This window comes from Clostridium sp. (genome assembly GCF_016650095.1).
GTDB lineage: Bacteria > Bacillota > Clostridia > Clostridiales > Clostridiaceae > Clostridium_AD.
Genome location: NZ_JAENWL010000056.1, coordinates 1 through 13,781 on the forward strand (window position 1 = coordinate 1; position 13,781 = coordinate 13,781).

Sequence of the window (13,781 nt, forward strand, 5' to 3'; positions counted from 1 at the left end):
ATCCTTACTAAGAAGAAGATAATAATTAGTAATTGTTATTTATTTAAGAAAATTAGTAGGGGGGCACTTTTTATGCGTAAAAAAGGTAGATTTAAATACTTACTTATGATTTCTCTTTGCTTTTACATATTCATCTATGGATTTATTAAAATTAATATTACTAAGCCAGAACTTGTGATAAAAAGGTCAAAGTTTGAAATGAACATAAAATTAAAACCCTTAGATTTCAGAATAGATACTAAGGACTATGTTTTTTATGTGAATAATAAAATTTTTGATAGCGTGAAAGAAAAATGTATTGGTGCATATAATGAAATAATTTCAAAATAATACAAATAATAGTTAGTAGAGTTAAATAAATTAACATCTAAAAACACAATACGCGTGCAATGGTAGAGATATTTATGATATAATTTAGTTTGATTTGTAAAAAATGATTTAATTCATATAGAATAATGGGGGTAAAAAACAATGCAGAGCAATAGACAAAAATACATAAGAAACTTTGCTATAGTTGCACATATTGATCATGGCAAGTCTACTCTTGCGGATAGATTATTAGAAAAGACAGGCACTTTAACTAAAAGAGAAATGGATGAACAAGTACTTGATAATATGGATCTAGAAAGAGAACGAGGTATTACCATAAAATCTCAACCAGCTAGGTTGATTTATAAAAGGGAAAATGGAGAAGAATACATATTTAATTTGATAGACACTCCGGGACATGTAGATTTTAACTATGAGGTTTCAAGGAGTTTAGCTGCTTGTGAAGGAGCGGTGCTTGTAGTTGATGCCTCTCAAGGTATTCAAGCTCAGACCCTGGCAAATTGTTATCTTGCATTAGATAACAATCTTGATATCGCACCAGTTATTAATAAAATAGATCTTCCTAGTGCAAGGCCCAGCGAGGTAATTCAAGAAATTGAGGACGTAATAGGTATTGAAGCTCATGATGCTCCTCTAATTTCAGCTAAGACTGGACTTAATATAGAAGATGTTTTAGAAACTGTAGTAAAAAATATTTCACCACCAAGTGGCGACGAAGAAGCTCCACTTAAAGCACTAATTTTTGACTCTTCTTACGATAGTTATAAAGGTGTTGTATGCTATGTAAGAGTTAGAGATGGTAAAGTTAGACCGGGAACAAAGATTAAGCTAATGAATACTAATAAGGTATATGATGTTGTAGAAGTTGGAGTTTTCGTTCCAAATTACCTTCAAGTACCTGAGCTAAGTGCTGGAGATGTTGGATATATAACTGCATCTATAAAAAATGTTAGGGATGCTCGCGTTGGCGATACAGTGACAGAAGCCAATAGACCGGCACTGCAGCCACTTAAGGGCTATAGGCCCGCTATACCTATGGTGTTTAGCGGTATTTATCCTGTTGATGGTGCTAAATATGAAGAATTAAAAGAAGCACTAGAGAAACTTCAGTTAAACGATGCAGCCTTAGCTTTTGAACCGGAGACGTCTATTGCTTTAGGTTTTGGGTTTAGATGTGGATTCTTAGGTCTTTTGCACATGGAAATAGTACAAGAAAGAGTAGAGCGAGAATTTAATTTAGATATTATTACAACAGCTCCTTCAGTTATATACAAAGTAATGAAAACTAGTGGAGAATTAATAGAAATAACAAATCCTACAAACCTTCCAGAGCCTACAGAAATTAGTTATATGGAAGAACCAATTGTTAAAGCGTCTATCATAACACCATCAGAATATCTAGGAACAGTTATGGAGTTATGCCAGCAAAAAAGAGGCATATACATTGATATGAAATATATTGAAACCACTAGAGTGGTGGTGAATTATGACTTACCACTTAATGAAATAGTATATGATTTTTTCGATGCTTTAAAATCAAGAACAAAAGGCTATGCATCCTTTGACTATGAATTAAAGGGGTACATCACTGCAAATCTTGTGAAATTAGATATTTTGCTTAAAGGAGAAAAAGTTGATGCGCTGTCAATGATTGTTCCAGAGGAGTCAGCTTCCCATAGAGGAAGAGTTATGGCTGAAAAACTAAAAGAACATATACCAAGACAGATGTTTGAAATTCCAATACAAGCAGCTATAAATGCAAAGGTAATTGCAAGAGAAACTGTAAAGGCACTTAGAAAAGATGTTTTAGCTAAATGCTACGGTGGAGATATTTCGAGAAAGAAAAAATTATTATCCAAACAAAAAGAAGGTAAAAAAAGAATGAGACAAGTTGGAAGTGTAGAAGTTCCACAAGAAGCATTTATGGCCATACTGAAAGTAGATTAATTATAGTAAGTTATAAATCGAGAAAGAAGGCTAAAACTATGAAAAGTGTGGCGTTATATATACATATTCCATTTTGCAAACAGAAGTGTTTATATTGTGATTTTCCATCGTTTGCAGGCAAAGAGAAATATATGATTGATTATGCATGGGCCTTAGCAAAAGAAATAAATAGTATAAAAGATAAAAAGATAAAGACTATATTTATAGGTGGGGGAACTCCCACCTATTTATCTTTAGCGGGATGGGAAATAATAAGAGAAAGTATTGATAGATTAGATACGTGTGACGATCTAGAATTTACAGTGGAAGGGAATCCTGGAACCTTTACAATCGAAAAATTAAGTTTCTTGAAAGAAATGGGAGTAAATAGGCTTAGTATGGGGCTTCAAGCCTTTCAAGATTCGCTTCTCCTTGAACTGGGGAGAATCCATACTACTTACGATTTTAAAGAGAGCTTTGAAATGGCTAGAAATTTAGGTTTCCATAATATTAATGTAGATTTAATGTTTGGATTACCGAGTCAAACACTGAAGCAGTGGCAAGAGACCTTAGAGAACGTAACTGAGCTAAATCCCGAACATTTATCTTGCTATAGTTTAATAGTTGAGGAGGGAACAGCTTTTTATAAAAGATTTGAGGATGGCACGTTAAATCTTCCGGATGAGGAATTAGAGAGAACTATGTATGCGAAAACATTAGAATATTTAAAGGCAAAAGGGTATATACAATATGAAATTTCAAATTTTGCGAGAGATAATAAGCTATGTAGGCACAATTTAGTATATTGGGAAATGGGCGAATATATTGGGTGTGGGTCTGCCTCTCATTCATATACTGATGGTTTTAGATATAGAAATGAAGAAAATATAGAAAAATATATTCGAAAAATAAATACAGAAGATTGTGCAATAGTGGAAAAAAGAAAAAATTTATTTAAAGATGACATGGAAGAATTTATGTTTATGGGTCTTAGAAAGAACGTAGGCATAAGTAAAAGTGAATTTACACAAAGATTTAATAGTGACATGCATGATATTTACGGGGAAATAATAAATAAATATGTAAACACTGGATTTATGATGGAAAGTGATGAAAATATTTTTTTAACCTATGAGGGCATTGAGGTGTCTAACGTAATTATGGCAGAATTTCTTCTATAAGGTCATCTAAACATTTACATGTATACTGCATTAAATCTTCTGAAATGAGAAAAGTAAAACATTATATGGCTAAAAGAAGAAGTAAGCATTATTATTTAGTGAAGTCCTTAGATAATTAAAGAAAAACGTAGCATTTGAAATATAAACTTGAATAATCAGCATAAAATAGCTATAGTGAAAAACCAAGCTTATTGACAAATACAATAGTAAATGATACCTTAAATACATACTCGTTAGCACTCAACGGTAGGGAGTGCTAATAAAAGAGGTGATATTATGGAAATGGATGAAAGAAAAATTAAAATACTTCAGGCTATAGTTACAGATTATATAAATAATGGCGAGCCTGTAGGGTCCAGAACCATAGCTAAAAAGTATGATTTAGGTATTAGTTCAGCTACTATAAGAAATGAAATGTCAGACCTTGAAGAGCTAGGATATATAGAACAATTGCACACATCATCTGGCAGAAAACCATCAGATAAGGGCTATAGATTGTATGTTGATAGACTTATGGAACTTACAAAACTGTCTACTGAGGAACAATTTATGATCAAAAATCATCTTATTAATGCAGCTTTGTATGAAGTTGATAAAATTGTTAAGCAAGCAACACAAATGCTTTCTCTACTTACAAATCTTACATCAATAGTTAAGGCGCCATCTGTTTCAAAGAGCTGTATAAAGTATATTCAGTTGATGAATCTAGATGCGGGAAGTGTTTTATTTGTGATTATTACTGATAGTGGGATCATAAAAAATAATCTTATTAAGATTAGCAAACCTATTGACAGTGCAATTATAGGAAAACTAACCAATTTACTTAATTTTAGGTTAGGAAAGCTTACAATTGAGCAAATTAATTTAGAAGTCATAAATAATTTAAAAAGTGATTTAGCTTCTTATGGAGAAATTTTTGATGGTATTATTCCAGCATTATATGATAGTTTATCTGGTGTTGAAACTTCAGAGGTATATATTCAGGGTGCTGCAAATATATTTAACTACCCAGAATATAACAATATTACTAAAGCCCGCGAGTTTTTAGTTTTAGTAGACAACAAAGAGACTATAAATAGTTTACTAGGCGTTAATGACCTAACTAGTAATATTACAATTAAAATCGGTGGGGAAAATTTTGTTGAGTGCGCTCGTGAATGTAGTATTATAACTGCGGTTTATAGTGCATCTGGAATACCACTTGGTTCCATTGGTGTTATAGGACCAACAAGAATACCTTATGGAAAAGTTATATCTGTATTAACCGAAATAGTTAAAGAATTAAATGATAATATAGCTCAAATTTATGACGATCATAGATGAAGTTTTAAATTTAAAAGATTTACTTTGAGCCTGAAATGGAGGAATGCTTGAGTGCATACAAAAAATAAGAAAATTCTAAAGCAAGAAAATACAACAATGCCGATTGAAGATTTAAGTTCAGTAAAAGAAACTTACGAAACTATAAGTGATATAGAAGAAACTGAGGATTCTATAGATACAATTCCAGAAGAAATAGAAGAAGTTGAGGGTTTTATAGATGAAACTCCGGAAGAAGCTGAAATAGTTGAAATAGTTGAAGATGAAGAGCTTACAGAAATTTTAGAAGGTGAAAAAGAAAAGGGTATGAGAAAAAGTAAGAAAAAATTAGAAGAAGAAAATAAGAAATTGCAAAGTGAGGTTGATGCCTTTAAAGATAAACTTTTAAGGACAACTGCTGAATATGAGAATTTTAGAAAAAGAACAGCAAAAGAAAAAGAAAGTATATACACTGCTGCCTGTGCGGATGTTTTAAAAGAGGTTCTACCAGTACTCGATAACTTAGAAAGAGCACTTGCAATAGAGGGTAGTGGGGAAGAACTAAGAACCGGTGTTGATATGACAGTAAGACAGTTCACCGATGCCTTTTGTAAATTAGGAGTGGAAGAACTAGCCTCAAAAGGAGAGTTTGACCCGAATCTTCATAATGCAGTAATGCATGTTGAAGATGAACAGTATGGAGATAATGAAATAGTTGAAGTATTCCAAAAGGGGTATAAAAGGGCTAATAAGGTATTAAGGCATAGTATGGTCAAGGTCGCAAATTAAAGATTCATATTATAATTAAATATAAGAGGCATAACAGTGATAATTGTTATGAACTAAAAGGTATATAAGGAGGAAATAATAATGGGAAAAATTATAGGAATAGATTTAGGTACAACAAATTCATGTGTAGCAGTAATGGAGGGTGGAGAACCAACGGTAATTTCTAACTCAGAAGGATCAAGAACTACACCATCTGTAGTTTCATTCCAAGCTAATGGAGAAAGACTCGTAGGCCAAGTGGCTAAAAGGCAAGCAATTACAAATCCAGATAAAACAATAATGTCAATAAAAAGAGAAATGGGTACTGACCATAAAGTAGTTGTTGATGGAAAATCACACACACCACAAGAAATTTCTGCTTATATTCTTCAAAAAATCAAGGCAGATGCTGAGGCTTATTTAGGAGAAACAGTTACAGAAGCAGTTATAACTGTACCTGCATATTTCAATGATAGTCAAAGACAGGCAACAAAAGATGCAGGAAAAATAGCTGGACTTGAAGTTAAGAGAATAATAAATGAGCCAACAGCAGCAGCTCTCGCTTATGGTTTAGATAAAATGGATGTTAATCAAAAAATATTAGTATATGATTTAGGTGGCGGTACATTTGACGTATCTATATTAGAACTTGGTGATGGTTTATTTGAAGTTAAATCAACTAATGGAAATACTAAACTTGGTGGAGATGACTTTGATCAAAAGGTTGTTAATCATATAGCTGATACTTTTAAAGCAGATAATGGAATAGATTTAAGGAATGATAAAATGGCGCTTCAAAGACTAAAAGAGGCTGCTGAAAAAGCAAAAATCGAATTATCATCGTCTATGCAAACAACTATTAATCTACCATTTATTACAGCAGATGCAACAGGTCCAAAGCATATAGAAATGAATTTATCAAGAGCTAAATTTAATGAATTGACTCACGATTTAGTTACTTCTACAATAGAACCAATGAAAAAAGCAATTGCAGATGCAGGTTTATCTCTTAGTGAAATAGATAGAGTTGTGCTTGTAGGTGGTTCAACAAGAACACCAGCAGTACAAGATGCAGTTAAAAACTTTACTGGTAAAGAACCTACAAAGGGAGTAAATCCAGATGAATGTGTTGCACTTGGTGCTGCAATTCAAGCAGGAGTATTAAGTGGAGAAGTTAAAGATGTTTTACTTCTTGATGTAACTCCATTAACACTAGGAATTGAAACTTTAGGTGGAATAGCTACTCCTCTAATTGAAAGAAATACTACAATTCCTGCTAAAAAGAGTCAAGTATTCTCAACAGCTGCAGATGGTCAAACATCAGTTGAAATTAATATTGTTCAAGGTGAGCGTCAAATGGCTGCAGGAAATAAGTCACTCGGAAGAGTTACTCTTTCTGGAATTGCATCAGCACCAAGAGGAATTCCACAAATAGAAGTTACTTTTGATATTGATGCTAACGGCATTGTTAATGTATCAGCTAAAGATAAAGGAACAGGAAAAGAAGCTAAAATAACAATTACAGCATCAACTAATTTAACAGATGATGAAATTGATGCAGCAGTAAAAGAAGCAGAAAAATTTGCTGAAGAAGATAAAACAAGAAAAGAGTCAGTTGAGGTTAAGAACAATGCAGAACAGTTAGTATACCAAACTGAAAAAAGCTTAACTGATCTTGGAGAAAAAGTATCTGAAGAAGATAAAAAAGATATTCAAGATAAATTAGAAGCTCTAAAGAAAGTTAAAGATGGGGAAGAAATAGATGTTATAAAGAAATCTACTGAAGAGTTAACGGAAGCTTTCTATGCAGTAACTACAAAAATATATCAAGCAGAAGCAGAAGCGGAAGCAGCACAAAAGGATCAAGGAGCTTCAGGTGAAGAGGGCGGAAAAGAGTCACAAGATGAAAATATAGTGGATGCTGACTTCAAAGCAGATGAAGATGAAAAAAAAGAAGATAAATAATTAATAAAATTATTAAATTAAGGGATGGGTAATTACCCTTCCCTAAATTTAATTCAAGTATTTTTATCAATAAGCATAGAAAAATCATATAATAGTATGGGTTGAATTATTTTAAGGAATAGTTTATATTATAAAAGTATATATATTTTAGGTGGTGGAAAACGGCATGGCAAAAAAAGATTATTATGAAACTCTTGGCATAGAAAGAGATGCCAGTGAAGAAGAAATTAAGAAAGCTTTTAAAAAGGCTGCTTTAAAATATCATCCGGATAGAAATCCAGATAATAAAGAAGCAGAAGAAAAATTCAAAGAAATGAATGAGGCATACCAGGTTTTAGCGGATTCAGAAAAAAGATCTAGATATGACCAATATGGTACTGAAGATCCTGGTGCAGGATTTGGCGGCGGTAGCTCTGATTTTTCAGGCGTTGGTGGTTTTGGGGATATATTTGGAGACATATTTGGTGGCGGCGGATTTTCTCAAAGAAATCAGAATGGACCTAGAAAAGGTGCAGATTTAGAATATAATTTAAATTTGCGTTTTGAAGAGTCTGTTTTTGGTGTGGAAAAAGAGATATCAATTACAAGAAATGAAAAATGTGAGGAATGCGGTGGTAGTGGTGCTAAAGCTGGCACAACGCCTAAAACCTGCGATAAGTGTGGTGGAAACGGGCAAATAAAAGTTCAGAGAAATACTGCTTTTGGTAGTTTTGCTAGCATGAGCACTTGTGATAAGTGCGGAGGGCAGGGTAAAATAATTACTGAACCATGTAAAAGCTGTCATGGCTCTGGAAAAGAGAGAAAAAATAGGAAAATTAAAATCGATGTTCCGGGTGGAGTTGACACTGGAAATGTTATGCCTCTAAGAGGGCAAGGAGAACAAGGTGAAAAAGGTGGCCCATCAGGAGACTTGTATATAAATATAAAAGTAGCTCCTCATAAGACTTTTAAAAGAAATGGAATTGATATTCATATAGAATCGCATACAAGTTTTGGATATGCAGCCCTAGGCACCGAAATTAAAGTGCCAACTGTGGATGGAGTTGTTAAATACAAAGTACCTGCAGGAACACAATCAGGGACTGTATTTAGACTTAAGGGTAAGGGTATACCTAGAGTAAATGGACATGGAAGAGGAGATCAATACGTAAAGGTTGTTGTTGATGTTCCAAAATCCTTGAATGATAAACAAAAAGAAGCGCTAAAGCTTTTTATGATAGCTAATGGTGAGGATGTAGATTTTATTGAGGAAGGTAAAAAGTCTTTTGTAGATAAAATATTGAGAAAATAATAATAAGTGACATGGAAAACTTCGTTTTGTATAACGGAGTTTTTTATTATAATATTGTGTTAAGACGCAAATGATACACTTGAGTATATAAATAATTGATATCAGCTCGCATAGAAGATTAAGGAGGATAACAATGAATAAAGATTGGATTGAAGTAACTGTAATAACAAGCAGTGAGGCAGTTGAGGCAGTATCTGCAATGCTATATAATACTGATGTAAAAGGGGTTTCTATTTTAGATCCTTTAGATTTGATATTTAGACGCGACCATACTACAGATTGGGACTATTTTGATGAAACTATTATTAACACAAATAATGAGGTTGTTATTAAGGGATACTATAGACAGGATGAAAAATTTGAGGATTATTTAGATGAAATTAAAGCTGGAGTAAATAACTTGCCAGGGTTTGGACTCGACAAGGGAGTAGGATCTGTCACAGCAATTAAGGTCAGCGAAGAAGATTGGGAAAATAACTGGAAAAAATATTATAAACCAACAAAGGTAGGAGAAAAGATAGTTATAAAGCCTATATGGGAGCAATACAATAAAAATCCTGGTGAAATAATTGTGGAACTAGATCCAGGCTTGGCGTTCGGTACTGGTTCTCATGAGACTACAAGGATGTGCATAAAAGCGTTAGAGAGACACGTAGAGGCAAAGTCAACGGTTTTTGATATAGGAACAGGGTCGGGTATATTGTCTATCGCTGCGGCTAAACTTGGAGCATTGAGGACCGTTGGTGTTGATTTGGATCCGGTAGCTGTAGACTCTGCTAAGCAAAATGTTAGTTATAATGATTTAAATAACATTGAGATACTATACGGAGATTTAATGGAAGTTGTCAAAGGAAAGGCTAATATAGTCATAGCTAATATAATGGCTGATATAATTATGTTTTTGACTGAGCAAGTTAAAGAGTTTCTAGTAGAAGGTGGATATTTTATATCTTCAGGGATAATTCTAGATAAAAAAGATGAAGTAGTAAATAAGTTAATTCAATGTGGATTTGAAATTGAAGAGATAAATATAGAGGGCGAGTGGGTTTGTATAGTTGCAAAGTTATAGTAAATAGGTTGAGGAGCGAATAAATAATGCATAAATTTTTTGTACCAAAACAAAATATAGAAGAAAGTATTGCTATTATTGATGGAGAAGATGTAAAACACATATATAAGGTATTAAGGCTTCAAGTTGGCGATAAGGTGAGTATCAACAACTGCGAAGGCATCGAATATGTAGGGGAAATAACTCTGGTAGATAAGAGTAGAGTAACGATAAATCTAATAGAAGAAAGTTCTATAAATAATGAAAGTCCTATTGATGTATACTTATTTCAAGGTATGCCTAAATCAACAAAAATGGATTTAATAGTTCAAAAGAATACAGAACTTGGAGTTAAAGAAATAACACCTATAATTACAGAGAGAGTAGTAGTTAAGACTGAGATTAAGGAATTTAAGAAAATAGATAGATGGAATAGGATAGCGCTTGAAGCATGCAAGCAAAGTAAGAGAAGTTTGGTGCCCAAAATTAATGTTCCTATAGAATTTGATGCTTTACTCGAACAATTAAAACATATGGATTTAGTGGTAGTGCCTTATGAAAATGAGGAAGGCTATGGTATAAAGAAATTAGCACAAAACATAGATAGAAAAGATATCAATAAAGTTGCAATTGTAATAGGACCAGAGGGTGGATTTGAAGAAAGTGAAATACTTAAATTGAAAGAAGTAGGGGCTAGTATTGTCACCCTAGGACCCAGAATACTTAGAACTGAGACTGCAGGTTTTACATGTTTAAGTTTGATAATGTATGAGCTGGGAGATTTGGGAGGGGTTAGCGAATGAAAGTTGCAATCGCTACATTAGGATGTAGGGTAAATCAGTACGAATCAGAAGCAATGATTGAAAAATTCATTAGAGAAGGATATGAAGTAGTAGGATTTGATGAGTTTTCAGATGTATATGTTATTAATACATGTACTGTTACTAATATGGGTGATAAAAAGTCAAGACAGACGGTAGGACGCGCAAGACGGAAAAATGAGTCAGCTGTTATTGCAGTGGTGGGGTGTTATGCACAAATAGCCACTGATGAAGTAGCTAGCATTGAGGGCGTCGATGTAGTTTTAGGTAGTCGTAATAAAGGGGATATTGTTTATTGGGTAAATAGATTTCGCGAAGAGGCAAAACAAGTTGTAGAAGTTAGTGATGTCCTAAAAAACAAAGAATTCGAGGACTTAAATATTATAGAGTATCAAGATAGAACTAGGGCCTTTTTAAAAATTCAAGATGGTTGCAATAGATTTTGTTCTTATTGTTTAATACCTTACGCTAGAGGAGCAGTATGTAGTAAAGCACCAGAGAAAATCATATTAGAAGTACAGGAATTAGCTTCGAATGGCTTTAAAGAGATTCTTTTATCGGGTATACATATAGCATCTTTTGGATTAGATCTAGAAGGCGGATGGAATTTAGTTCGAGTTTTAGAGGAAGTAGATAAGGTGCCTGGTATCGAGCGGATAAGAATAGGATCAATAGATCCAACATTCTTTTCGCAGGGCGTTATAGAGAAAATAGTATCGCTTAAAAAGCTATGTCCTCATTTCCACCTTTCACTGCAAAGTGGATCGGATGAAACGCTTAAAAGGATGAATAGGAGATATACAGCAGTTGAGTATAAAGCAGTAGTTGACAATCTTAGGAGAAATATTGAGGGAGTATCTATAACTACAGATGTGATCGTAGGCTTTCCTGGGGAAACGCAGGAAGAATTTAATGAAACTTATGCCTTCTTGAAGGACCTAGAATTATCAAAAATGCATATTTTTAAGTATAGTCCAAGAAAAGGAACTAAAGCTGCGCAAATGAAAGATCAGATTAATGGAAATATAAAAGAAGAAAGAAGCCACATGCTTATTGCTCTTAACAATATGTTAGAAGAAAAACATATAAATGGATTTGTAGGCCAATCTATGAATGTTCTATATGAACAACAATATAAGAATAATGAAAATGAATTTGAAGGCTACACTGCGAACTATATAAAGGTTATTGCCAAAGCGCCTAAAAATATATCAGGTGAATTTCATATGACTAAACTTATAGAAAGCTTAGGTGATCATATAATTGGAGAAGTTCAAGATTTATAATAAAGAAGTGCAAGATTTATAATAATTGAACAATCAATAAATATATGTAGCAGGAGAATAAAGTTTTATGTTGAATAGTATAATAATAAGATAAGTAGGAGGTGATTATGTGGAAAAGGAAGACTGTATTTTTTGTAAGATCATAAAAAAGCAAATCCCTAGTGAAATGCTTTATGAAGATGATAAAGTTGTAGGGTTTAAAGACATAAGTCCTGAGGCACCCATACATGTTGTAATTGTTCCGAAGCAGCACATTGATGATTTAAATTGCTTAAAACAAGATGAATCAGAAATAATAGGACATATATTTATGGTTGCAAAGGAAATTGCTAGAACCTTAGGAATCTCTGATCTTGGGTATAGAATTGTTGCTAATTGTGGACAGCAAGGTGGTCAAACTGTTCAACATATACATTTTCATTTATTGGGGGGCAGAATGCTTCAGTGGCCACCAGGTTAGAATATGCAATTTTCTAAATGTTAATTTTTCGATAATATTTTATATATAAATACATTATATATAACAAAATAGCAATGAAAATGTTGACATTATGTAAAAGTGTGTTGTATAATAAAAAATGTGCTATTTAGGCCCCGCATTAGCTACTTTTAAATTGAATTGAGCTAGCGGAGGGAGGGATAATGATGTCAGAAATTAAGGTTGGAACAGATGAGACAATTGAGAACGCTTTAAGAAGGTTTAAGAAAAAGTGCGCAAGATCCGGAGTGCTTTCAGAAGTAAGAAAAAGAGAACACTATGAGAAACCAAGCGTTAAGAAGAAATTAAAATCAGAAGCAGCAAGAAAGAGGAAATTCAAATAGAATTTTTTAAACAAGGTACAGGTTTCGTCCCTTTTAAAGAAATTACAACAAATGTAAAAAAGTGTTGTAAATACAAGGAAAAAGATAGGTCAAGTAGCTAATTGCATGAACACATGGGAAAAGGGAAAAGTTATGTTTGCCTTTTGCCTATAATTATAGGTAAAACATATGGTAAACTCTTTAGTAAAATAGTAAGTAAATATTTAAATAAATAAAAGGTTCAGCTTATGCTGAGCCTTTTTTTTTATTTAAAAAAATTTTAAGTAATAAAATTGTAATTTCTTTAACTTTTTTTTCATAAATTTAATATGAAGTATTTTGTGAGGTGAGTATATGGAAAAGAAATTTTATAGAACAAAAGAAGCCATAGCGAGTAAGTTAGAATTACCAAGAGATATCCTATTAGACTTACCAAAAATAACAATTTTGGCTAACAATGAAATAAATATAGAAAACCATAAGGGTGTAGTGATTTTTGAAGAAGGAGAAATAAAAATAAACTCTAATGTAGGTCCAATTTCGATATACGGTAAAAATTTTAAAATATTGTTTATAGGGGGGAACACAATAACTTTAAGTGGTAACTTTAGTTCTATTGTGTATGAGAGTCATGAATGATTTTAAAAAATACAAAAAAGGTACTATCACATTAGAAATTCAATCATTAATACCAGAAAAATTTATAAATTTACTATGGAAAAAGGGTATTGTAGCTAAAAATATAACAAAAATAAATATTACAACTGCAGTTTTAGAAGTGAATTTAAGTGATTTTCATGAAATTAGCGAAGTTGCAGAGAGAACAGACACTAGATACAAAATTATAGGAAGGAATGGATTGTCCTTTTTTTTAATGAAAGTAAGAGGTCGATCTGCGCTTCTACTAGGAGTGGTTTTGTTTGTGAGTGTAATATATTATTTATCTACATTTGTATGGAATATAGAAATTAATACGGAGAACTATATAAGTCCATATGAATTACGTCAACAAATTAATGGGCTTGGAGTAAGACCGGGACAAAGAAAGAAAAATATTGATGTTTA

The 13,781-nt window shown here is 32.7% G+C and carries 14 protein-coding genes; all 14 read left to right on the forward strand.

The window, feature by feature from the left end; translation table 11 throughout:
• The first annotated feature begins 72 nt into the window (after positions 1–72).
• On the forward strand, positions 73–330 hold the full coding sequence (locus JJE11_RS05400; RefSeq protein ID WP_291633396.1) for a hypothetical protein: 258 nt from the start codon (positions 73–75) through the stop codon (positions 328–330).
• 141 nt (positions 331–471) lie between these two features.
• Positions 472–2,277: a translation elongation factor 4 gene (gene lepA, locus JJE11_RS05405; RefSeq protein ID WP_291633398.1), complete on the forward strand. Its 1,806-nt coding sequence runs from the start codon at positions 472–474 to the stop codon at positions 2,275–2,277.
• Positions 2,278–2,315: 38 nt separating this feature from the next.
• On the forward strand, positions 2,316–3,437 hold the full coding sequence (gene hemW, locus JJE11_RS05410) for a radical SAM family heme chaperone HemW (RefSeq protein WP_291633400.1): 1,122 nt from the start codon (positions 2,316–2,318) through the stop codon (positions 3,435–3,437).
• A 276-nt stretch (positions 3,438–3,713) separates the two neighbouring features.
• Positions 3,714–4,760, forward strand: a complete 1,047-nt coding sequence (gene hrcA, locus JJE11_RS05415; RefSeq protein WP_291633402.1) for a heat-inducible transcriptional repressor HrcA — start codon at positions 3,714–3,716, stop codon at positions 4,758–4,760.
• A gap of 51 nt (positions 4,761–4,811) precedes the next feature.
• On the forward strand, positions 4,812–5,525 hold the full coding sequence (gene grpE, locus JJE11_RS05420) for a nucleotide exchange factor GrpE (RefSeq protein ID WP_291633404.1): 714 nt from the start codon (positions 4,812–4,814) through the stop codon (positions 5,523–5,525).
• An 81-nt stretch (positions 5,526–5,606) separates the two neighbouring features.
• Positions 5,607–7,469: a molecular chaperone DnaK gene (gene dnaK, locus JJE11_RS05425; RefSeq protein WP_291633406.1), complete on the forward strand. Its 1,863-nt coding sequence runs from the start codon at positions 5,607–5,609 to the stop codon at positions 7,467–7,469.
• Between the two features lie 166 nt (positions 7,470–7,635).
• A complete protein-coding gene (dnaJ, locus tag JJE11_RS05430; protein WP_291633408.1) occupies positions 7,636–8,760 on the forward strand; it encodes a molecular chaperone DnaJ in 1,125 nt (374 codons plus the stop codon).
• 133 nt (positions 8,761–8,893) lie between these two features.
• Positions 8,894–9,829 carry a 50S ribosomal protein L11 methyltransferase gene (gene prmA, locus JJE11_RS05435; RefSeq protein WP_291633409.1) on the forward strand — a complete coding sequence of 312 codons (936 nt, stop codon included), beginning with the start codon at positions 8,894–8,896 and terminating at the stop codon, positions 9,827–9,829.
• Positions 9,830–9,855: 26 nt separating this feature from the next.
• Positions 9,856–10,611, forward strand: a complete 756-nt coding sequence (locus tag JJE11_RS05440) for a 16S rRNA (uracil(1498)-N(3))-methyltransferase (RefSeq protein ID WP_291633411.1) — start codon at positions 9,856–9,858, stop codon at positions 10,609–10,611.
• On the forward strand, positions 10,608–11,915 hold the full coding sequence (mtaB, locus tag JJE11_RS05445) for a tRNA (N(6)-L-threonylcarbamoyladenosine(37)-C(2))-methylthiotransferase MtaB (protein ID WP_291633412.1): 1,308 nt from the start codon (positions 10,608–10,610) through the stop codon (positions 11,913–11,915). The genes JJE11_RS05440 and mtaB overlap by 4 nt, the downstream gene beginning before the upstream one ends.
• A 109-nt stretch (positions 11,916–12,024) precedes the next feature.
• Positions 12,025–12,375, forward strand: a complete 351-nt coding sequence (locus tag JJE11_RS05450; RefSeq protein WP_291633414.1) for a histidine triad nucleotide-binding protein — start codon at positions 12,025–12,027, stop codon at positions 12,373–12,375.
• A 185-nt stretch (positions 12,376–12,560) separates the two neighbouring features.
• Entirely contained in the window at positions 12,561–12,737 is a 177-nt protein-coding gene (gene rpsU, locus JJE11_RS05455; protein WP_291633420.1) for a 30S ribosomal protein S21, read from the forward strand.
• Positions 12,738–13,070: 333 nt separating this feature from the next.
• On the forward strand, positions 13,071–13,355 hold the full coding sequence (yqfC, locus tag JJE11_RS05460; RefSeq protein ID WP_291633416.1) for a sporulation protein YqfC: 285 nt from the start codon (positions 13,071–13,073) through the stop codon (positions 13,353–13,355).
• Positions 13,348–13,781 (forward strand): sporulation protein YqfD (locus JJE11_RS05465; protein ID WP_291633418.1); only part of this gene is annotated, 434 nt, incomplete at its 3' end. The genes yqfC and JJE11_RS05465, both read left to right, overlap by 8 nt.

What these genes read in the sequence shown, in the direction of transcription:
- mtaB (WP_291633412.1), top strand. Translation starts at nt 10,608, where the DNA reads ATGAAAGTTGCAATCGCTACATTAGGATGTAGGGTAAATCAGTACGAA.
- JJE11_RS05440 (WP_291633411.1), top strand. Translation starts at nt 9,856, where the DNA reads ATGCATAAATTTTTTGTACCAAAACAAAATATAGAAGAAAGTATTGCT.
- prmA (WP_291633409.1), top strand. Translation starts at nt 8,894, where the DNA reads ATGAATAAAGATTGGATTGAAGTAACTGTAATAACAAGCAGTGAGGCA.
- dnaJ (WP_291633408.1), top strand. Translation starts at nt 7,636, where the DNA reads ATGGCAAAAAAAGATTATTATGAAACTCTTGGCATAGAAAGAGATGCC.
- lepA (WP_291633398.1), top strand. Translation starts at nt 472, where the DNA reads ATGCAGAGCAATAGACAAAAATACATAAGAAACTTTGCTATAGTTGCA.
- hemW (WP_291633400.1), top strand. Translation starts at nt 2,316, where the DNA reads ATGAAAAGTGTGGCGTTATATATACATATTCCATTTTGCAAACAGAAG.
- hrcA (WP_291633402.1), top strand. Translation starts at nt 3,714, where the DNA reads ATGGAAATGGATGAAAGAAAAATTAAAATACTTCAGGCTATAGTTACA.
- JJE11_RS05400 (WP_291633396.1), top strand. Translation starts at nt 73, where the DNA reads ATGCGTAAAAAAGGTAGATTTAAATACTTACTTATGATTTCTCTTTGC.
- rpsU (WP_291633420.1), top strand. Translation starts at nt 12,561, where the DNA reads ATGTCAGAAATTAAGGTTGGAACAGATGAGACAATTGAGAACGCTTTA.
- dnaK (WP_291633406.1), top strand. Translation starts at nt 5,607, where the DNA reads ATGGGAAAAATTATAGGAATAGATTTAGGTACAACAAATTCATGTGTA.
- yqfC (WP_291633416.1), top strand. Translation starts at nt 13,071, where the DNA reads ATGGAAAAGAAATTTTATAGAACAAAAGAAGCCATAGCGAGTAAGTTA.